This is a genomic window from Janthinobacterium sp. NKUCC08_JDC (assembly GCF_019345575.1).
Classification (GTDB): Bacteria; Pseudomonadota; Gammaproteobacteria; order Burkholderiales; family Burkholderiaceae_D; genus Janthinobacterium; species Janthinobacterium aestuarii.
Genome location: NZ_JAHKQW010000001.1, coordinates 731,050 through 752,640 on the forward strand (window position 1 = coordinate 731,050; position 21,591 = coordinate 752,640).

General features: G+C 63.9%; 11 protein-coding genes and 2 pseudogenes. 7 read left to right on the plus strand and 6 right to left on the minus strand.

Translation table 11 applies throughout. From position 1 onward, the window contains the following. Positions 1-86: 86 nt before the first annotated feature. From KO538_RS03455 to KO538_RS03465, 3 genes are all read right to left on the minus strand, one after another. Positions 87-7,586, minus strand: a complete 7,500-nt coding sequence (locus KO538_RS03455; RefSeq protein WP_219327472.1) for a putative Ig domain-containing protein — start codon at positions 7,584-7,586, stop codon at positions 87-89. 595 nt (positions 7,587-8,181) lie between these two features. Continuing rightward, positions 8,182-10,194, minus strand: a complete 2,013-nt coding sequence (locus KO538_RS03460) for a S9 family peptidase (protein ID WP_219327473.1) — start codon at positions 10,192-10,194, stop codon at positions 8,182-8,184. Positions 10,195-10,383: 189 nt separating this feature from the next. Next, complete coding sequence (locus KO538_RS03465) at positions 10,384-11,292, minus strand: LysR substrate-binding domain-containing protein (RefSeq protein ID WP_070305253.1); 909 nt, start codon at positions 11,290-11,292, stop codon at positions 10,384-10,386. Between the two features lie 158 nt (positions 11,293-11,450). On the opposite strand from KO538_RS03465, the gene KO538_RS03470 reads away from it, so the two are divergent. From KO538_RS03470 to KO538_RS03480, 3 genes are read left to right on the plus strand one after another with little or no spacing between them, the layout of a single operon-like run. Beyond that, positions 11,451-11,996 (plus strand): sugar ABC transporter, encoded by a 546-nt coding sequence (locus KO538_RS03470; protein ID WP_219327474.1) that lies wholly within the window; start codon positions 11,451-11,453, stop codon positions 11,994-11,996. 7 nt (positions 11,997-12,003) lie between these two features. Then, positions 12,004-12,330: a hypothetical protein gene (locus KO538_RS03475; RefSeq protein WP_219327475.1), complete on the plus strand. Its 327-nt coding sequence runs from the start codon at positions 12,004-12,006 to the stop codon at positions 12,328-12,330. 21 nt (positions 12,331-12,351) lie between these two features. After that, the gene (locus KO538_RS03480) at positions 12,352-13,191 is read left to right on the plus strand and encodes an MBL fold metallo-hydrolase (protein WP_219327476.1); all 840 of its coding nucleotides are present in this window, start codon (positions 12,352-12,354) and stop codon (positions 13,189-13,191) included. Between the two features lie 22 nt (positions 13,192-13,213). Here KO538_RS03480 and KO538_RS03485 read toward each other — a convergent pair whose 3' ends face one another. Genes KO538_RS03485 through KO538_RS03495 form a run of 3 tightly spaced genes read right to left on the minus strand, consistent with a single transcriptional unit; the run spans position 13,214 to position 19,058 of the window. Then, a complete protein-coding gene (locus KO538_RS03485) occupies positions 13,214-14,707 on the minus strand; it encodes an efflux transporter outer membrane subunit (RefSeq protein ID WP_219327477.1) in 1,494 nt (497 codons plus the stop codon). Then, a complete protein-coding gene (locus tag KO538_RS03490) occupies positions 14,704-17,892 on the minus strand; it encodes an efflux RND transporter permease subunit (protein WP_219327478.1) in 3,189 nt (1,062 codons plus the stop codon). The genes KO538_RS03485 and KO538_RS03490 overlap by 4 nt, the downstream gene beginning before the upstream one ends. Further along, complete coding sequence (locus tag KO538_RS03495; RefSeq protein ID WP_307788851.1) at positions 17,892-19,058, minus strand: efflux RND transporter periplasmic adaptor subunit; 1,167 nt, start codon at positions 19,056-19,058, stop codon at positions 17,892-17,894. Before KO538_RS03495 ends, KO538_RS03490 begins: the two co-directional genes overlap by 1 nt. 278 nt (positions 19,059-19,336) lie before the next feature. On the opposite strand from KO538_RS03495, the pseudogene KO538_RS29280 reads away from it, so the two are divergent. From KO538_RS29280 to KO538_RS03515, 4 genes and pseudogenes are all read left to right on the plus strand, one after another. Continuing rightward, positions 19,337-19,432 (plus strand): annotated as a pseudogene (locus tag KO538_RS29280) (phage tail protein); the annotation flags it as partial. Between the two features lie 128 nt (positions 19,433-19,560). Continuing rightward, positions 19,561-20,022 carry a phage virion morphogenesis protein gene (locus KO538_RS03505; protein WP_219327479.1) on the plus strand — a complete coding sequence of 154 codons (462 nt, stop codon included), beginning with the start codon at positions 19,561-19,563 and terminating at the stop codon, positions 20,020-20,022. Positions 20,023-20,341: 319 nt separating this feature from the next. Further along, positions 20,342-20,920, plus strand: a pseudogene (locus KO538_RS03510) (PAAR domain-containing protein); the annotation flags it as partial. Further along, positions 20,886-21,524 carry a T6SS effector amidase Tae4 family protein gene (locus KO538_RS03515; protein ID WP_081367942.1) on the plus strand — a complete coding sequence of 213 codons (639 nt, stop codon included), beginning with the start codon at positions 20,886-20,888 and terminating at the stop codon, positions 21,522-21,524. The pseudogene KO538_RS03510 and the gene KO538_RS03515, both read left to right, overlap by 35 nt. Positions 21,525-21,591: the final 67 nt, after the last annotated feature.

Consider the following 21,591-nt stretch of genomic DNA (forward strand, 5'->3'; position numbering starts at 1 on the left):
ATGACATGAAAAACCAGGCGCCACATGCGCCGCGGGGCGGAAGCACCGGCTCCCGCCCCGCGGCGTCACTTCCTTGATTCACAACGCTACTTGAGCGGCATCGCGATACCGAACATCACGGACTGGGTACGTCCGCTATCGATGTTCAGATTGCTGTTGTAGTCCAGCGTGATGGTCATGCCGTTCGACAGCAGCAATTTGACGCCCAGCCCCGCCGCCCAGTTGCCCGTCTGCTGCGGCACCGTGCGGATCACGTACACAGGGCCGTCGGCCACCAGGTCGGCATACGCCAGGCGCGCATCGTCGGCGCCCTGGAACTGGTGCCGGTACTCGAGCCGCGCGCGCGGGAACCACGTACCCAGGCCGCCCACATAGATGCCCTCGGCCCGCACACCGAGCGCGCCGATGCGCGAACGCACGGTCTGCTTGAAGTAGCTCAGGGCGTTGATGCCCGCCGCCTTTTCCGTGTACGGGTCGAGCTTGGCCGACATCAGTTCCACACGGCCGTACGGCGACCACATCCAAGTGTCATGGCGCATCTCGATACCGCCGACGACTGCGCCGAACACCTGCTTGCCGTCGCGCTCGCCCGTGGCGAAACCGCTGCCGTCGCTCAGGTAACGCGAAGCGTCGTACTGCAAGGTGCCGTAGCCAAGCACGCCGTCAAGGAAGACACCCTTGCTCGGACGCAGGCTGCCATACACGGCCCCCACGGCGCTGTCGGCCGTGCTGCGGCTGCCGTTCTGGCCCACGTCGCTGCGATCATGGCTGAAACCGGCGCCGACGCCCAAAGTCGCCAGGTCGCTGAGGCGGTAATCGCCGCCCACACTCACGCCATTGGTGCGGAAGCGGAAGCCCGTGTCGCGGCCATTCACATAGTGCTGGCCGAAGTCGACCGCGCCACCGAGCCACAGAGACAAGGCCTGCTTCTGCGTGTCGGGCTTTTGCGGCATGTCGGGCAAGCCGCTGGTGGCACCGCTGACGTCCGCCTGCTGCCGCTCGCCGCTGAAACCGGTGTCAACCTGGCGCAGGGCCGCCTTGCGCATGAACGGTTTGACGGCCGTGCCGAACACGCGGTCCGCTTCGTCCGCCTGCCAGCGCGCCAGCGCCGCCGTCGGATTGCTGCTGTCGTTCGGCGGCGTCAGGCTCAGGCCAAAGCTCGAGCGTCCCCAGCCATCGCCATGCAGGCTTTCCAGACGCTGCGTGAAGTTCGACAGCTGCGCGCTGGCGAAACGCCGTGCCGCGTCCGCTTGCGCCGCCTGCAGGCCGATCACTTCCGGATCGACCGACGGGTCGCGCCGCGCCGTCACGGTCACGTTCACCACACCCGGTTTCGAGGTCGCATACGCATTGCTCAGGGTGTAGCTGACGACGGCCGCGCCGGCGAATTTGCCCGAGGCCGCAAAGCTCAGCTGATACGACGGCTTGCCGGCCGTGCCGATATCGCGCACCACCACCTTGCCCGCTTCGGCCGGCGCCACGCTCAGCACATTCACCGCCGTAAACGGTCCGCCCGTGGCGCCCGCCGTCAGGTCGACAGTGACCGTCAGGCCGGCCACCACGGTGACGCTCTGGCTGAGCACTTGCGGCATCGGATTGACGGTAATCGTCGACGTCACCGGCGCCGAGGTGCCGAAGGCGTTCGACACGGTGTAGCCGATGTTGATCTCGCCGCTGGTGTTGATGCCTGGCGTGTAGACGATGTCCAGGCCATTGACCACCGCCGTGCCGCTGGCCGGCTGCGTCGTGATGGCCACGGCCGTGAACGGCCCGCCCGTGGCGCCTTGCGTCACATTCAAGGTCACCGGCGTGCCGGCCAGGACCGTCGCCGTCTTCGCGACAGGTACGGGGACCGGTTGCGGCGCCACCGTCACGCTGACCGTGGCGGGGGCGGAGGTGCCGCCCGGGCCCGTCGCCGTGTAGCTGAAGGCGTCAGGACCGAAATAGTTGGCATTCGGCACATACGTCACCTTGAAGGCGCGATTGCCGCCCCCCGCCGCGCCACTCGACACCACCGTGACGGTGCCATGCTGCGGCGGCGTGACGATGGTCACCGCCGTGATCGGGCTGCCATCGGTGGAAGCGATGGTCAGGCTCACTTCCTGGTTGGCCGAGGTCGTTGCCGTTTCATTCGGTACCGGTGGCGGCGCCTGGTTCACCTGCAGGGTCAGCGCTTGCTGCACCGTGAACTGGTGCACATCCTTCGCCTGCAAGGTAAAGGCAAAGCTGCCCGCCACCGTCGGCGTGCCACTGACGATGCCGGTCGCCGCATCGAGCGCCAGGCCGGTCGGCAAAGCGCCGCCGCTCACGGCATACGCATACGGCGCCACGCCGCCGCCGGCCGTGAAGGTCTGGCTGTAGGCATCGCCGGCGCGGATCGCCGCCAGGCTGGCCGGCGTCAGGGTCAAGGTGGGCGCCGCGACGGCCAAGGTATAGCTGTTGGTCGCGCTGAACGGCGCCCCCACGCCCGTGCTGCTGTCCGTGACCTTGATGCTGAACGGGAAACTACCCGCCACATTCGTCGTGCCGGACAGCACGCCGGTGGATGCGTTCAGGTTCAGGCCCGCTGGCAGGTTGCCGCTGCTGACGCTGAAGGTGTATGGCGCCGTGCCGCCTGTTGCCGTCAGGGTCGTGCTGTAGGCCGCTTCCGCCGTCGGGTTGGTCAGGCTGACCGGCGTCAGACTGACCGTGGCCGACGCGACCGTCAGCGTATAGCTTTGCGTACCGGTGAACTGGTGCGCATCTTCCGCCTGCACGGTCAACGTAAAACTGCCGGCCGCCGTTGGCGTACCGCTGAGCAAGCCGCTACCGCTCAGAGTCAGGCCGGCAGGCAGGCTGCCGCTCGACACCGTATAGGCATACGGAGCGACGCCGCCGCTGGCCGTCAGTTGCCGGCTGTACGCCGTGGCCGCTGTCGCTGCCGGCAAGGTGGCTGGGGTGACCGTGATGGTCGGTGCGGAAACGGTCACCGTATAACTCTTGCTAGCACTGAATGGCGCACCCGCGCCCGTGCTGCTGTCGCTGGCGCGCAGGCTGAACGTAAAGCTGCCTGCCACATTCGTCGTGCCGGACAGTACGCCGGTCGATGCATTCAGGGTCAAGCCGGCCGGCAGGCTGCCGCTGGTCACGCTGTAGGTGTACGGTGCCATGCCGCCCGTCGCCGTGACGCTGACGCTGTAGGGGGTTTCCGCCACGGGATTGGGCAAGGTGGCCGGGATCAAACTGACGGCGGGTGCGCCCACAGTGACCGTCACGGTGGCCGGTGCCGAGGTGCCGCTGCCATTCGTGGCCGTATAGGTAAAACTGTCGCTGCCGCCGTAGCCGGTCGTCGGCGTATACGTGATGCCGGTACCGCTGGCCGTCGCCGTGCCATGTGCGGGTGGCGATGCCACGGCCACCGAGGCCGCCGCGCCGCCGCCCAGGTTCAAGGTGATCGGATTGGCGCTGCTGCCGTAGGCCACCGTCGTGGTGACGGCGCCGGCGACAGGCACGGCGACCGCCACCGTACCGGAATAGGCGCGTACACCGGTATATGGTCCGCTACCGCTGCTGCTGTCCGTGACCATGATGCTGAAGCTGTACGCACCCGCCACCGTCGGCGTGCCGGACAGGGTACCGTTCGCCGCCAGGGTCAAGCCGGTGGGCAAACTGCCGGCAGTGACGGCATAGCCATACGGCGACGTGCCGCCAGTGGCGGTGACGCCCTGGCTGAAGGCGACGCCGGCCCTCATGGCAGGCAAAGCCGCCGGGGCGACGCTGATCGCTGGCACTGCCACGGTCAGCGAGTACGCCCGCGTACCGGCATACGGACCGCTGCCCGTCGAACTGTCCGTGGCGAGCACGGTAAAGTTGAAGGTACCGCCCGCCGTCGGCGTACCCGCCAGCAGACCGGCATTGGACAAGGTCACGCCGGCCGGCAAGGCGCCGGCGCTGACGGCATAGGTGTAGGGTGCAAGACCGTTCGCGGCCGTCAGGGTCTGGCTGTAGGCCGCACCGACTGTGGCACTAGCTACGCTGGTTTGCACAATCGTCACCGTCGGCGTGCCCACAGTGATCGTCACGGTGGCCGCCGTCGAGGTGCCGATGCCGTTGCTGGCCGTGTAGGTAAAGCTGTCTGACCCGCCGTAACCGGCCGTCGGCGTATAGGTGATGCTGGTGCCGCTGGCCGTCGCCGTGCCGTGCGTAGCGCCGGAGGCGATGGCTACCGAGGTCGCCGCGCCGCCGCTCAGGCTCAAGGTGATCGGATTGGCGCTGCTGCCGTAGGCCACCGTGACGCTGACGGCGCCGGCAATGGGTGCACCCGGTGCCACGCTTCCGGAATAGGCGCGCGAGCCAGAGAAGGGAGCGCCTGCGCCAGTGCTGCTGTCGGTAGCGGTGATGGTGAAGCTGTATGCGCCCGCCGCCGCCGGCGTACCGGACAGGGTGCCGTCCGCCGCCAGGGTCAAGCCGGTGGGCAAGCTGCCGGCGGTAACGGCATAGCTATACGCTGCCGTGCCGCCGGTGGCGCTGACGCCCTGGCTGAAGGCAACGCCGGCAGTCATGGCCGGCAAGGCAGACGGCGCGATGCTGATCGTTGGCGCAGCCACCGTCAGCGAGTACGCACGCGCGCCAGTATATGGGCCGCTGCCCGTCGAACTGTCCGTGGCAAGCACGGTAAAGTTGAAGGTGCCAACAGCAGTCGGTGTGCCCGACAGCAGACCGGTGGCAGTATTCAGGCTGACTCCGGCCGGCAAGGTGCCGGCGCTGATGGTGTAGGTGTATGGCGTGGTGCCGTTCGCGGCGGTCACGCTCTGGCTATACGCCGTCCCCACAGTTGCCGCAGGAACGGTGCTTGGCGCAAGGACGATGGTGGGGCCGCCAACCGTGATCGTCACGGTGGCAGGCGCCGAGGTGCCTATGCCGTTGCTGGCCGTGTAGCTAAAGCTGTCCGGCCCGCCGTAGCCTGGCGTCGGCGTGTAGGTAATGCTGGTGCCGCTGGCCGTCGCCGTGCCATGGCTGGCGGCAGATACCACCGCCACCGAGGTTGCCGCGCCGCCGCTCAAGCTCAAGGTGATCGGGTTGGCGCTGCTGCCGTAGGCTACCGTGGCGCTGACATTGCCGGCAATGGGCGCACCCGGTGCCACGCTGCCGGAATAGGCGCGTGAGCCAGAGAAGGGAGCGCCTGCGCCGGTGCTGCTGTCGGTAGCGGTGATGGTGAAGCTGTATGCGCCCGCCGCCGGTGTACCGGACAGGGTGCCGTCCGCCGCCAGGGTCAAGCCGGTGGGCAGGCTACCGGCGGTAACGGCATAGTTATAGGCTGCCGTACCGCCCGTGGCGGTGATAGCCTGGCTGAAGGCGACGCCTGCCGTCATGGCCGGCAGGGTCGACGGCGCGATGCTGATCGTTGGTGCCGCCACCGTCAGCGAATAGGAACGCGCACCAGCATACGGGCCGCTGCCCGTCGAACTGTCCTCGGCGCGCACGGTGAAATTGAACGTGCCTGCCGCCGTCGGCGTGCCCGAGAGCAAACCCGTGGCGGTATTCAGACTCACCCCGGCCGGCAGGGCACCGGCGCTGATCGCGTAAATATATGGCGCGGCGCCATTCGCGGCGGTCACGTTCTCGCTATACGCCGTCCCCACAGTTGCCGCGGGCACGGTGCTTGGCGTAATCGTGATGGTGGGTCCGCCAACCGTGATCGTGACGGTGGCCGGCGCCGAGGTACCGATGCCGTTGCTGGCCGTGTAGCTAAAGCTGTCCGGCCCGCCGTAGCCTGGCGTCGGCGTATAGGTGATGCTGGTGCCGTTCGATGTCGCCGTGCCATGGCTGGCGGCGGACGCCACCGCTACCGATGTTGCCGCACCGCCGCCCAGGTTCAGGGTGATCGGGTTGGCGCTGCTGCCGTAGGCCACTGTGGCGCTGACAGCACCGGCCGTCGGCGCACCGGCCGCTACCGTGCCGGAATAGGCACGCGCACCCGTATAGGGTCCGGCGCCGCCACTGCTGTCGGTCGCGGTGACCGTAAAGCTGTAGGCACCAGCAGTTGTGGGCGTGCCGGACAAGGTACCGTTCGCCGCCAGGGTCAAGCCCGCAGGCACGCTGCCGGCGGTGACGGCATAGCTGTACGCTGCCGTGCCGCCGCTGGCGGTAATGCCCTGGCTGTAGACCACGCCCACTGTCGGCACCGGCAGGGTCGACGGGGCGACGCCGAGCGTCGGCGACGCCACCGTCAGCGAATAGGCGCGCGCGCCCGAATACGGGCCGCTGCCCGTCGAACTGTCCGTAGCGCGCACGGTGAAGTTGAAGGTACCGCCCGCCGTCGGCGTACCCGACAGCAAACCGGTGAAGGTATTCAAACTCAACCCGGCTGGCAAGGCGCCGGCGCTGATCGCGTAAGTGTATGGCGCGCCGCCGTTCGCGGCGGTCACGCTCTGGCTGTAGGCCGTCCCCACAGTTGCCGCCGGCACGGTGCTTGGCGCAAGCGTGATGGTCGGTCCGCTGACCGTGATCGTCACGGTGGCCGGCGTCGAGGTGCCGATGCCGTTCGATGCCGTGTAGGTAAAGCTGTCCGGCCCGCCGTAACCTGCCGTCGGTGTATAGGTGATGCTGGTGCCGCTGGCACTTGCCGTGCCGTTGCTGGCGGCGGACGCCACCGCCACGGACGTCGCCGCACCGCCGCCCAGGTTCAGGGTGATCGGGTTGGCGCTGCTGCCGTAGGCCACCGTGGCGCTGACATTGCCGGCAACGGGCGCACCGGCCGCCACCGTGCCGGAATAGGCGCGTGCGCCCGAATAGGGGCCGGCGCCGGTACTGCTGTCGGTCGCGGTGACAGTAAAACTGTAGGCACCGGCCGCCGTGGGCGTGCCGGACAGGGTGCCGTTCGATGCCAGGGTCAAGCCTGCGGGCAGGCTGCCGGCCGTTCTGGCATAGGTGTACGTGCCGGTTCCGCCGCTGGCGGCTATCGTCTGGCTGTAGGCGAGACCGGCTGTCATTGCCGGCAGGGTCGTCGGCAGGATGGCGATGGTGGGCGCGGAGACCGTCAAGGTATAGGCGCGCGTGCCATTGACGGCCAGCGAGTCGGTGGCGCGCACGGTGAAGTTGAAGGTGCCGCCCGCTGTCGGCGTACCCGACAGCACACCGCCACCACTCAAGCTCATGCCAGCCGGCAAGGCGCCAGCGCTGATGGCATAGGTGTATGGCGCCGCGCCACCCGTCGCCGTCACGGTTGTTGTGGAGTAAGGCTGGGCCACCGTGGCATTCGGCACGGTGGCCGGCGCCAGCACGATGGCGGACGTGATCGTGACGTTGTACACGATGGGCTGCCCCACATCGTCCCTGACGGTAAACGTGTCCGAGGTCGCGCTGAGATTGGTATTCCGGTAGCGCACGGCATTTGTGGCATTCGAATCTTCGAGCGTGCCATACAGCGGCGCCACCAGGGTGCCCGTCAGACCAAACTGGGAGCAAGGCGCATTGGTGTAATCCTCGTAATACTCGCCCCCCGCGACGATGCTGACGGCGCGCGGGCTCGGGCAGGTGCTGGCGGCGGAAGCCTGGCTGGATAAGAGGGAAAGCAAGACAAACAGCAGGGTTCCAGCGAGGCGCATCAGCCACGATGGCACCGGAGTCTGGGCAGCCGGTGCGCCAGGGTTTTCGGCAACGAGACAATCAACAGCCCGGACAGGCGTGTTTAACCATCCAAATTTCATGAAATTTAGAAACATTTGTCTTCCCTCGATACATTTATCCTGGCGCTGGGCCTTGTACGGATATCGGTCATGGCAAACCTGCACGCCGATAACAGCGACCGTCAACAGGACTGGAGATGGCTTCCCAGCATGGTTGAACCTTGCTTTACGTCAATCCATGCTACTACGACTTACAAGGAAAGCAATTCCAAAAATATTATCAAATAGGGAAGTTTTTAACGCAAAACAGTTGTGGTTGAAATTATGTATTTACTAACAACAAATGAGAAAAAGAAGGCCTTTGGAAGGTGGGATTGACCCTCTCGACGTGTATCATGCCCGCCGCTGATCGGCGGCGGCCGCAGCGAACCGGCCTTGCGCACCCCAAAGTCAGTTGTACGCACGCAACGCCGGAGACTGTCATCTTGCAAGCCACCCGCCCATAATTTCTTGCCGGCGGGCGGCATGGCCTGCCAGGCAGTTTGCCCGGCAGGCCGCGCCACCTGGTGGCCGCTTACTGCATGGCTTGCTGCAAGCCCGGCGCGAACTCGGCGCCATGCTTGATCTGCGCCGTGGACGCCTTCAGGGTGGCGCCGATCGGCTCGGCACGGCCAGCCAGGCATTGCCCCAGGAAGTTCTCCGTCACGGCATTGAAGGCGATGTTGTTCACGGGCCGGGCAAAGCCATGACCCTCGTCGGGGAACAGCACATACGTGACGGGGATATTCTTCGCTGCCATGGCCGCCACGATCTGGTCCGATTCCGCCACGTTGACTCGCGGGTCGTTCGCACCCTGGCCGATCAGCAGCGGACGCTGGATGTTCTGCGCAAAGTTCAGCGGCGAACGTTCCTTCAGCAGCGCCTTGCCCTCTTCCGTGGTCGGGTCACCCATGCGCTTGTAGAACTGCTGCTTGCCCGCTTCCCAGTACGGCGGGATGGTTTGCAGCAAGGTAAACAGGTTCGACGGGCCGACGATGTCGACGCCGCAGGCAAACGTCGTCGGCGTGAACGCCATGCCGGCCAGGGTGGCGTAGCCGCCGTACGATCCGCCCATGATGGCGACCTTGTCGGCCGTGGTCACGCCGCTCTTGACGGCCCACTGCACAGCGTCGAGCAAGTCGTCATGCATCTTGCGGCCCCACTGCAGGTCGCCGGCCGAGATGAACTGCTTGCCGAAGCCCGTCGAGCCGCGGAAGTTCACGGACAGTACGGCGTAGCCGCGGTTGGCCAGCCACTGGTGGTAGCCGTTGTAGCCATAGGTGTCGCGCGCCCACGGGCCGCCATGCACCAGCAGCACCATCGGCACCGCCTGCGTGGCCTTGCCATCGGACGTCGCCTTCGACGCCTGCGGCAAGGTCAGATAAGACACGAGAGTCAGGCCGTCGCGCGCCTTGAGTTGCTGCGGATACATGGGCACCAGCGGCGCGCCTTCCAGTTCCGGACGCGTCACATATAAACGCGTGAGCTTCTTGGTCTTGCGCTCATACAGCCAGCTCGATGGCGGCGCCGTGACGGCGTCGACATTCACCAGCCACTTGTCATCGGCATCCGTACGCGACGTCACCGTGAACTGGCCCTGCGTGTTTTTCTTCAGGAAAGCCAGGTCGGCTTTCAACTCGTTCGTCAGCGGCAGATATTCCTGCTGCAGATAATTGACCGTATAGGCCTGCACCTGGCCCGTGCGCGTGTCGTACAGCGCATCGGCGATGTCGGAGCGCGGGTCTTGCGCCACGACCGTACTCTTGCCGCTGGCCACGTCCTGCGCCAGCAGCGCCGAGGTATTGCGGCCGCGCGAATCGGTCCAGTACAGGGTCTTGCCATCGACCGTGAAGGCCAGCGGCGCCGTCGTCTGCGAGTCTTCCAGGCCCACTTCGGCCAGTGGCGTACTCTCGACCTTGCCGTCCGCCAGGCGGAAATACTGCATGCCGCCATCGGCGCGCGCCTTGCTGGCGATGCGCAAATTGAGCAGTTCATCGGCCAGGTAGCCGCCATAGCCATCGTTCTGCTGTACCAGGGTCAGCTTGCCGCTGGCCAGGTCCAGGCTGTACACGTCGTGCCAGCGCGCATCGCGGTTATTGATGCCGACAAGGATGCGGTCCTTCACCTTGCTGCTGATCTGGACGATCCGCACGCGCGTCTTTTCGAACGGCGTGTAGTTGATCTGCTTGCCGCTCGCCACGTTCACGCCGTACAGCAGGAAATTCTCGTCGCCGCCCTTGTCCTGGATGAACAGCAGGGTTTTCGAGTCGGGCGACCAGAAGCTGCTGCGGATGGGCCGCACCTTTTCCTCCGTCAACGGACGCGCCTGCGCCAGGTCATTGGCCGGCGCCACCCATACATTGAGCACCCCATCGCGCGGTGCGATCCACGACAGCCACTGCCCATCGGGACTGAGCTTGCCGCCGGACTTGCTGGGATTGCCGAACAGCTTGGCCCGCTCGATCAGCGGCGTTTCCTTGACAGGGGCTTGGGCGTGCGCCGGCAGTACGCCGGCGAACAACAGGACAGGCAGGACATAGCGAATCATGGACACCTCATGGTTGTGGGATGAAGGGAAAACATAATAATTATGCATGTGCCAGCACATCATAGGCCAAAGCCATATCGCCAGGTTGATGACAGTGATGGGCGACGCGAATCGGGGGATGGAATGCGGGAAAGGGAGTATGGAATGCGATGCGGACGACCATCCCAACGCTGGGCTGCGCTTGATGGGCTAGGTCTGCGGCGCAGCCATCGTTGTCTGCTTCGCCTCGGCCAGTATCCATTGCGTGAATGTCTGGATGGGTTTTCCGCTCAAGCCGATGGGCTCGGGAAGGACGATGCAAAAGGTCTTGGAGATGGTTTTTCCATCGGGCCACGGAGCGGCCAAGCGGCCTTGCGCCAGCTCTGTTTCCACGTAAAGGCGCGGCACCAGGGCGACGCCGAGACCGGCCAATGCCGCCTCGATCAGCATGGCATGCAGATCGTAGCGCGCACCGGTCGCAGGATTGTTCAGCGCGACTCCGGTTTCCCGGGAATAACGTTCCCAGGCATCCGGATTCTGCCGCCGATGCAGACGCGGCAGCGTATCCAGTGCGGTTGATCCTTTGCCCTCTTTCAGAAGTGCAGGATGACAAACTGGCACCAGCACCTCATGCAGCAACGGATACGTACGCATTCCTGTCCAGGCCGGATGCTCGAAATGGATGGCGGCATCGAAGCCGCTGCCGGCAAGAACGAAGGGGTGCATGCGTTCGGTGAGATGCACAGTGATGTTCGGATGCTGCTGCTGGAATTGTGGCAAACGGGGAATCAGCCACCGCATGGCGAACGTCGGGATGACGGCAATGTCGAGGCTTGCGCCATCGATGGGCTGTCCCATCAGATACTGGCTGTCTCGCTCCAGCCGGTCGAGCGACTCGCGCACTTGCGCCGCATAACGCTCCCCGTTCGGCAATAGCCGGACACGATTGCCGACTCGTTCAAACAAGGTAACGCCAAGAAAGACTTCCAGCCGGCCAATCTGCCGGCTGATGGCCCCTTCCGTCAGCGACAACTCCGCCGCCGCCCGGGCGAAACTGCCATGGCGGGCAGCGGCCTCGAAGGCCATCAGTGCGGCGTTGCTGGGGATCTTGCGGCGCATGAGAGTTCCTGACTCAGAGCCAAGTTAACGGCTCACCTTGATGTTTAATCATGGAAGGATACCAAAAAATCGATTTATAGGGATAAATTCAGGGTACACAATGACTGAACATCAACAAGGAAGGCCGGTGCGCAAAGCGTCCGGTCACGAGCGATCTCATGATATATACAGTCGAATGCAGCTTTGCCGATCCCGCCAGCGAAGCGCAGTGGAATCATTTCTATAGCCTGGAAAAACTGCCCGCCCTCATTTCGGTAAGCGGCTTCCATACCTCGCAGCGCTTCAAGGCCTTGAGCGCCGGTTGCCCTGTCTACCTCGCCATGCATACGATCGACAGTCTCGATGTGCTTCAGGGACAGGAGTATCGCCAGAAAGGCGGCGGCAATTTCGCGCGCTGGCAGCAGCACATCACCGACTGGCACCGCAATCTGTATGCCGGCCTTGAGCGCGCACCGGCCATCGGCGCAGACGACTATCTGGTGACGAGTACGGTCGGCCCGGAGCCGCTTATCGACATGGGCCTCGCTCCCTGTCGGATGCAGGCTGTCGCGTTGGAAAGGTTTCCTGAATATCGATGGGTGGCGAAGATGGGGCGCGCCACTGGCCCCGGCATGCATCAGCTGCCGGAGGGCGTCCATCTGTATGCGCCCATGACCGGTCAGTTGACGAGCGGCAGCGACATCGCTGCGCACATTTCGCGCTAGAGCCCACATGCCCAACGTGACGATTTTCATGCCAACGGAAAAGATGCCGCCGGATGCAAATCTGGCGGCACTCACCGACCAATGTACCGAACTCTGCACAGGGATGCTTGAAGCTGCGCTGGTGAACGTGCACATCATCTATGTCGGTGTCCATCATGGCCGGGGGAATCCGGCCTATGCAGAAATCCAATACCGGCTTGTACCGTTCAGGACGAAAGCCGTCATGGATGTGTTCATGGAAAGGCTGGAGGGCATCATCAAAGAAAATACCGGCCTTGCTGCACGCATCCGCTGTTTTGGCTATGCGACCCTGGCCATTCATGCACGCAATTGATTATCAGAAAGGAATACGGCAGTGGATCACATACCATTTCCCAGCCAGCAGATAGGCGAGTTTTCGATCACGGCCATCAGTGACGGATACCTGTCCGCCAGTCTGGATTTGCTCTCCAATATCGGTTCGATGGATGCGTCAAAATTGCAGCAAGACGCGGGGGTGAACGATCCCTCTTCCATCCATATCAACTGCTACCTGGTGCGCGGCCGTGGCCGCACAATCCTGATTGATGCGGGTGCAGGCGGATTCAAGCACTGGGGCGGCAAGCTGAAAGTCAATCTTGCGCTGGCTGGCGTACAAGCCTCGGACATCGATACGATACTGCTGACGCATGCGCATCCCGATCATGTCGGCGGGCTGCTTGATGCGTCAGGAGAAGCCGCCTTTCCCGACGCGCAGCTGGTGGTCCACCAGCACGAGGTTGCTTTCTGGGAGGACGATGGCAATCTCAGCCGGGCGAGTGAGCGCGCTCGCGGCAACTTTCTGTTTGCCCGGAAGGTGTTTGACGAGTACCGGGAAAAGATGCGCTTGTTCACTGAAAACGAAGTTCTCCCGGGCATTAGTGCGATGCCGCTTCCCGGGCATACCGCAGGGCATTCCGGTTATCGCATCGAATCCGGTGGCCGCAGTCTGTTGATTTGGGGGGATATCGTGCACTTCCCCCAAATCCAGATTGCGCGTCCCGAGGTATCTATTGCCTTCGACCAGGATCCCCTGCTGTCGGCCGAAACACGCTCGACACTGCTCGATGTGGTCAGCGCCGACAACATCCTCATCGCCGGCATGCACCTTGGCGAACTCGGCTTCGCGCGCATCCAGCGCAAAGGCAATCTCTACAGGATAGTCTACGAAGCCTAGCGGCTGCTCGCGCACAGGCAGGTCAAGGCCTGCCGGCGAGTTGCTTCGTCCGGGGAAGCGCCCCGGCGCCGTCACAGTCGTAGCTTGCCTGCGCGCAGATCTCCCAGCCGCCGCCCAGCGCCTTGTAGATGCTGACAACGGCAAGCCGCTGGTTGGTGCGCGCGATGGCCAGCGCACGCCGGCTGGCGAAGTCGGCCCGTTCCGCTTCGAGCACGTCCAGGTAGAGGCCTGCGCCTGCGGAAAACTGTAGCTTGGCAAGATGCGCAGCCTCGCGGTTTGCCGCCGCTTCAAGCATTCGCAAGCCTAGCGTGCTGCCTGCCGTGCCGTGGGCTTTGAAAGCATCGTCCGTTTCCTGGAGTGCGCGCAAGACGGTCCGGTCGTAGACGAGCAGGGCTTCCCGGGCGCGTGCCTCGCTGGCGGCGATGCGGGCGCGCACGCGCCCCGTATCGAGCAGATTCCAGCGGATGACGGGGCCAAGGAAGCTCGATTGCATGCCAGCGTCGCCCATCGCATCGAGACTGCCCGCGACGAGTCCGATGGAACCCGTTACCTGGACCTCGGGATACAGGCCAGCCGTCTCCACCCCGATGCGGGCCGTCGCTGCGGCAAGATTGCGCTCGGCCGCCGCAATATCGGCGCGGCGCGCGAGCAGCCCGGCAGGATCGCCCACGGCAATCGTCCGCACCGTCAGCGCTTCACTTGCCGGCGTGGCGGCGGGAAGGCTGAACGTCTGCGGCACTTCGCCAAGCAGGACGGCCAGCGCGTTGACGGAGGCCGCGCGGCGGCGCTCCAGTTCGGGCGCGGCCACCTCCACCGAGCGCAGCAAGGCCTCGGCACGGAGCCGGTCGAGTTCGCTGGCAGAGCCTGCGCTCACCATGCGCTCGACCAGCGCCAGGCTGTCGCGCTGGCTTTGAGTGATGCTGGCGACGACAGCGAGTTCAGCTTCGATGCCGCCCAGCTCGAACCAGGTCGCCGCCACCGTGGCGGCAACACCCGCCTGCACGCCGCGCAGCAAGGCCTCGCGCGAGCCCGCCTGCGCTTGGCCCGCCTCCACGGACCGCCGCACGCGGCCGAACAGGTCGATCTCCCAGGACGCATCGACGGTGCCGCGATAGCTTTCGCTCTGGCGCGGCTGGCCGGGCAGCGTTTCGGCCTTGCTCAGGCGGCGCTTCTCATACCCGAGCGCGGCGCCACCTTGCGGCAGGAAGCCCTGCCGGTCTTCGCGCAGCAAGGCTTTTGCCTCCGCGAGCCGGGCGGCAGCGATGCCGACGTCGTGGTTGGCCGCCAGCGCCCGCTGGATCAGGGTGACCAGCTCCGGGTCGTCGAAGCTGCGCCACCACTCCACCTCGACCGCTCCCGGCACAAGACCGGCGTAGGCCTGGCCTGCGCTGCCGGAAAACTGCGATGCGGACAGCGGCGGCGGCAAAGGCGTCGCATAATCGGGGCCGACCGCGCAGCCGGCCAGCAACGCGAGCCCACTCAATGAGACTAAAATTGTTTGATACGGGCGATTCATGTCGTGCTCCTGTCCATGCTTGTCTTGGGAATTGGCGTGTGGCGCTCGAAGCGGGCCGCCAGGGCGCGCATCACCACATAAAACACGGGCGTGAGGAACAATCCGAACAGTGTCACGCCCAGCATGCCGGCGAACACCGCGATCCCCATGGCTTGGCGCATCTCGGAGCCGGCGCCACTGGCAAAGACCAGCGGCACGACGCCAGCGATGAAGGCAAGCGAGGTCATCAGGATGGGCCGCAGCCGCAACCGGCAAGCCTCGATGACCGCATCGAGCGCGCTCGCCCCTTCCATTTCCAGGCTACGTGCGAACTCGACAATGAGGATGGCGTTCTTGGCCGCCAGTCCGACGAGCACGATCAGTCCGATCTGCACGAAGATATTGTTGTCGCCACCCGCCAGCCACACGCCGATGATCGCGCTCAGCAAGCACATCGGTACGATCAGCAGGACGGCCAGTGGCAGCAGCCAGCTGTTGTACTGCGCGGCCAGGATCAGATAGGCGAGCAGCACACACAGCGGGAAGATGAACAGCGCCGAATCGCCGGCCAGCTTTTGCTGGTAGGTAAGGTCGGTCCATTCAAAGCTCATGCCTTCAGGCAGCACCTCCTTCGCCAGCCGTTCCATGACGGCTACCGCCTGCCCCGAACTGACGCCTGGCATCGCGCCGCCCGAGATATCGGCCGAGGGATAGCCATTGTAGTGAACCACGCGGTCCGGACCGGAACTGGGCGTGACGGTGACAAACGATGACAAGGGCAGCATGTCGCCGGCCGCGTTACGTACCTGCAAGCGCCCGATGGCCTCGGCCTGCATGCGATGCTCCGCATCGGCCTGGGCCGTCACCTTGTAGGTCCGGCCGAAGCGGTTGAAGTCGTTGACGTAGAGGGAACCGAGATAGATCTGCAACGACTCGAACACGTCGGCCAGGCGCACTCCCTGGCTCTTGACCTGGGTACGGTCGATGGCGACCTCGAGCTGCGGGGCATTGACGTCCAGGCTGGTCATGAGGCCGGCCACCTGTCCCGACTCGCTGGCCTTGGTCATCAGGATATGCGTCTGCTGCACCAGGGCATCGAGCCCGGCGCTGCCACGGTCCTCGACCAGCATCTTGAAACCGCCGGTCGCGCCAAGGCCGGGGACCGGCGGCGGCGGGAACACGCCGAGGAAACCGTCGGGAATGCCAGCGAACTTCGCCTGCAGGCGCCCGGCGATCGCATTCGCGGTGAGGTCGGGCGTCGTGCGCGCCTTGAACGGGTCGAGCATGACGAACATAACGGCCGCGTTCGGCACGTTGACGAAGCCGTTGATCGACAAGCCGGGGAAGGCGACGACGCTTTCAACGCCAGGCTCGGCCAGCGCAATCTTCGACATTTCCTTGGCGACCGCGTCGGTCCGGTCCAGCGATGACGAGTTGGGCAGCTGAGCGATCGCCACCAGATAGTATTTGTCCTGCATCGGCACGAAGCCCGGCGGCACGGCCTTGAAGCCGAAGAAGGTCAGCGCGAGCAGGCCGCCGTACACGAGCAAGGCCACGCCGCTGACCCTGACGACTTTGCGCACCGTGTTGCCATAAGCGTCCGGCGCGCGCTGGAACGGCCGGCCCAGCATCTGCAACAGGCGCTCGGCGCGGCCACGCAGGCTGCGCGGATCATGCACGGCCTCGGCCCCGGCCTTGACCTTGCCTGGCTTGAGCAGAATGCCGGCAAGCGCCGGGCTGAGCGTGAGCGAATTGACGGCCGACAAGATGGTCGAGATGGCGATCGTCAGCGCGAACTGGCGGTAGAACTCGCCCTGCAAGCCGCTCAGGAAGGCGGTCGGAATGAACACGGCGGCAAGCACCGAGGTGATCGCGATGATGGGACCCGTGACCTCGTCCATGGCGCGCCTTGCCGCTTGCCTGGGCTCTTCGCCATTTTCGATGTGGCGCTCGACGTTCTCGACCACCACGATGGCGTCGTCGACGACGATGCCGATCGACAGCACCAGGCCGAACAGGGATAGCGTGTTGAGCGAAAAGCCCATCAGATGCATGACGGCGAAGGTGCCGATCAGTGATACCGGTACCGCCATGAGAGGAATCAGCGACGCGCGCCAGTTGCGCAGGAACAGCACCACCACGATGACGACGAGAATGATCGCCTCGAGCAAGGTTGTTGCCACCGATTCCAGCGAGGCACGCACAAAGACCGTCGGGTCATAGGCGATGCGCGAACTCAGTCCTGCCGGGAAATTTTCCTCCAGCCGCTGCATGGTATCGCGTACCGCCTGCGCAACGTCGAGCGCATTGGCGCCTGGGCTTTGAATGATTTGCAAGGCGACGGCCGGCTCGCCGTCCAGCAGACTGCGCAGCGCATACGCGTCGGCGCCCATTTCGATGCGGGCCACGTCGCGCAAACGCGTCACCTGGCCTTCGGCGCCCGTGCGGATGATGATGTCGCCGAACTGTTCCTCGTCGGTCAAGCGTCCGAGCGTGTTGACCGTCACCTGGAAGGCGGCGCTGGAATCGGGAGACTGGCCGACGGAACCGGCGGCCACCTGCACGTTCTGTTCGCGCACGGCGGCAATCACCTCGCCGGCCGTCAGGCCGCGTGCGGCGATCAGGTTCGGATCGAGCCACAGCCGCATGCTGTATTCGCCCGCGCCCCAGACGAGGACGTCGCTGATGCCGGGAATGCGGGACAGCTCGTCGCGCACCTGGAGGTAGGCGTAATTCGATATGTACAGGGGATCGTAGCGCTTGTCGGGCGACAGCAGGTGCACCACCATCAGGATATCCGGCGAGGTTTTCTGCGTGACGACGCCCTGGCGCTGCACTTCTTCAGGCAAACGCGGCAGCGCGCGCGCGACCCGGTTCTGCACCTGGACCTGCGCCATGTCGGCATTCGTCCCCTGCGCGAAAGTGACGGTCAAGGTCATGCGGCCGTCGGTTGCCGATTGCGACGACATGTACTGCATGCCCTCGACCCCGGTGATGGCCTGCTCGAGCGGCGCCGCCACTGTTTCGGCGATCACTTTGGGATTGGCGCCAGGATAGGCTGCGCTCACCTGCACGGTCGGCGGCGTCACCGCAGGATACTCGCTGAGCGGCATCTGGAAGAAAGCAACGATGCCGGCGAGCACCATCAGAACCGAAAGAACGATGGCAAAGATCGGGCGGTCGATGAAGAAACGTGGGAAAGACATTACGCGGCTCCCGAGGTTTTCGGCACGGCGATGGGCGTGCCGTCAATCGCGGCCGACTGTGGCGTCACCTGCATGCCAGGGCGCACGAGGCCCTTGACGACGATGCGCTCGCCGGGCTGCAGCCCCTGCTCGATCACGCGCAAACCGTCGACCATCGGGCCAAGCTCGACGGGACGGAACTCCGTCTTGTCGCCTTTGCCGACCACGAGCACATAGCGGCGCCCCTGGTCCGTGCCTATCGATTGGTCGGACACCAGCACCCTGGCTTGCTGCGCCCCCGTCTCCAGCCTGACCTTGGCAAACAGGCCGGGCGTCAGTTTGCCATCGGGGTTGTCGACCACGGCGCGGACACGCACCGTTCCCGTCCCGCGGTCAGCGGCGTTGGCCAGGAAATCGACACGGCCGGGACGTTCATATGTCTTGTCCGTGGCCAGCGCCACCATCACCTTGGCCGCCTGCGCCCCACGCGCGGTGGCGCTGGCCCGGCCGGCGGCGAGCGAGCGCAAATAGGTGCGTTCATCGACATCGAAATAGACGTGCAGGGGATCGATGGAAACGATCGTCGTCAGGGGCGTCACGCCGCTGGCCACGTAGTTGCCCTCGGTGACGAGAACTTGGCCGACACGTCCGCTGATCGGTGCCGTGACGCGCGTGAAACCGAGCTCCAGCTGCGCGGCGTCGAGCGCGGCCTTCGCGGCGTCGACCTGTGCCTTGCCCGCATGCAGCGCCGCCGTCGCCACATCGAGACGGTCGCGCGCGACGATCTTCGTGGCGAACAGCTGTTCGGCCCGTGCATGCTCGGCCTGCGCCAGCATCGATGCCGCTTCAGCCTCGCGCAGGCGCGCCGTGGCGGCATGCACCGCAGCCTGGAACACGCGCGGATCGATCACGAAGAGCTTGCTGCCCTTCTCGACAAAGCGGCCTTCCGGCACGTTCACGTCCTGCAGGTAGCCGGCCACCTGCGGGCGCAACTCAACCCGCTTGACGGCGGTCAGCGAGCCGTTGAACTCGACATACGGTGTTGCCTGGCGAACGATCACTTCGGCAACGGGAACGCCGGGCGGCTTGGCCGCAGCGGCAGGCGATGCCGTCTGCTTGCATCCGCTGACGGCAAACGCGGTACCCAGCACCGCGGTAATCAGGGTTATTGGTGTGACTTTCATCATTGTGCCTTTCGCGACTGGAGTCGACATGGTTTTGTTGAGCTGAAACAACTCCCATTGCCTTTATCCGACCTGACACACTTGGAAGGTCAAGCTTTTTTATCGATGTGAGGACTGGGGCGGGGCGGTGCTGTGATGCGCACCGTGTCGAAACTTCCTTGGCGCGTATGGCCGCCGCCATCCCCGACCTGCAGCGCAACCATGACCGTCTGCTGGTCTTCGCCGACGAGGGCAATGTGGTGGCCCTGATCGCCTGGCCGAAAGTCCACCAGCTCGACCTGATGGCCAACGAGGAAACGCGCAAGCACGGCATCGCCTTCGAGGTCGATTTTAATAACCACGAAACGGTCGATATTTCCATCAAGCTGGACCTGACCGAGCGCGTGGCCGTCAAGACCGGCGAGGCGGGCTGCCTGGACATCCAGCACCTGGCCGAGATACAGCACATGCCGGCCTACGCGGACGAGTTCTGGAAGCTGTATGCCGGCGAGACGCTGCTCGCCGAATGGGGCACGCCCAGCGCCACGCCATCAATCACAAGGTGGCAATCGATCTGCGCCGCAGCCAGGCGCAACGCATCAAAGCGCAGCAGGCGCCGGACGGCACGGCCTATCCGGCGCGCAAGCGGCGCAAGGAATTCAAGGGGAAGAATGGACGAATCAAGCGGCAAAAGGCGGCAATGTTTGCCAAGATTCGCACCGCCAAACATCTGAAAGCAAAGGCGACCGGCGACCAGATCGAGGTCGGCTTCTTTGGCTGGGTGGCGCGCGTGGCGCATGTGCATCAGTTTGGCCGGCAAGACCGCGTTAGCAAGAAGGGCGCAGTCTACAAGTACCCCGAGCGGCCGCTATTGGGCTTGAGCGAGCCGGATCGGACGTCGATACGCGAATCTCTGCTGCGTCACATGGAGCAAAACCATGATGCGTCACTGCAAACTTCAACTGACATTAGTTATCAAATGAGTTAGAGTCGCATGATACCCACCGCAAAGAGCGGTCTGTCGGAAAACAGAGGTTTTCCGATGCCATAGTGGCAGAAGCCTATCGGGCACGTGTAGACAGTGAAAATACGCAAGGCAAACCACGTCGGGTTGCTGATACAACCGTAAACCTCGCTTATGACGTTTCCCGACGGAATTCTTGGCGGTTCCGGCCTCCCGCTATTCCAGGCGGCGATACGGATATTCTTAACGAGAGGCAATCTGGCGTTGAACTTAATATAATTAAACAAACATCATTCTCTCTAGAAAGCATTACATGCCTGAGATAATCTGACAGGGCGACACCACGAATCATGGCGGCACAGTATTGGAAGGATCCCCGCGTGACCTGTGCATGGGCAAGCCGATCTCATATTTGGGCCACAAGGTACACTGTCCAAAGTGCAAAGGCATATTTCCAATTGCCGAAGGAGTAACAACCACGTCGTTCTATGGCAGAGGTGTGGCGGTTGCGGGAATGAAAACCTCGTGCGGCGCAGTTCTTATCGCTTCCCAATTCACCGATACAGTGGAATGGAGTACAGGCACATGGCAAGCCGCTGAGCATTCGAATGCGACTGCGGCGGCTGCCGCGCAATTAGCGCCGGGGGCTTTACCTCCACATTCGTCTACTGCGGCCTCGGAGATCGCCGAAAGCTATGACGAACAACCACAGCTTCACGCCAGCGAAATCGGTGGCATTCCGTATTTTGTCGAGACCAAGGACGGACGTCGCTTCTCTGGCCGCGCAACGATGGAAGGCATGCTCCCGCGCGTGGAAACATATAACGAAGAGGAATACACCGTTTACTGGATGACGTTGCCCTGGCTAAAATGGAAGAGGTCGGCTGATGGCAGCGGAGCTCAAACAACAAGCAAAGATTAAGACGAACACCACGAAGGACTCCGTGTGCAAGATTGACGTGCCCGTCGTCAAATTCGCCGACCTTTGGGAAAACTATGTTAGTGGTGCACCATACAAGCCAGGGGAAGGTGACAAGGGGGACTATAGTAATCAGTGCGCCCTACGCATGAGCGCGACTTTTCACAAGGCGGGAATCAAGATGCTTTCCTTCTCGCAAAAAACCGTAAAGCCGATGCCAGGCACGAAAGTATTGGGGCGCGTCATGTTGAACGGCTCCCCCGCTGCCGCGCGGGCATACGAACTTAGCGAATGGCTCAAGCTACAGCCGTTTTGTGGCTTGCCCAAAAAGCCCGAGAACATCACCGGCAAGGATTGGGAATCGAAGGTCAAGGGGCGTACTGGCATCATAATGTTTCATGCTTACTGGACTCGCAGCGGGGAAGCACCTGCAAGCGCAAGCGGTGGGCACATCGATCTATGGAACGGGTCACGGCTCACGAATAACGGCCTAACCGGAACGCTGGAGACATTTGCACGGTTCACGCTGGGAATCAATAACCCTTGGATACCGATTTACTCCGATCTTCGGAACTCGAAATTAATCCTTTTCTTCGAGGTCAAATGATGGTGAAAAAGATTGCTTTTATTGTCCTCGGGTTCTTGGTTGGCATAGCCTTCGATATGGTGCCTCA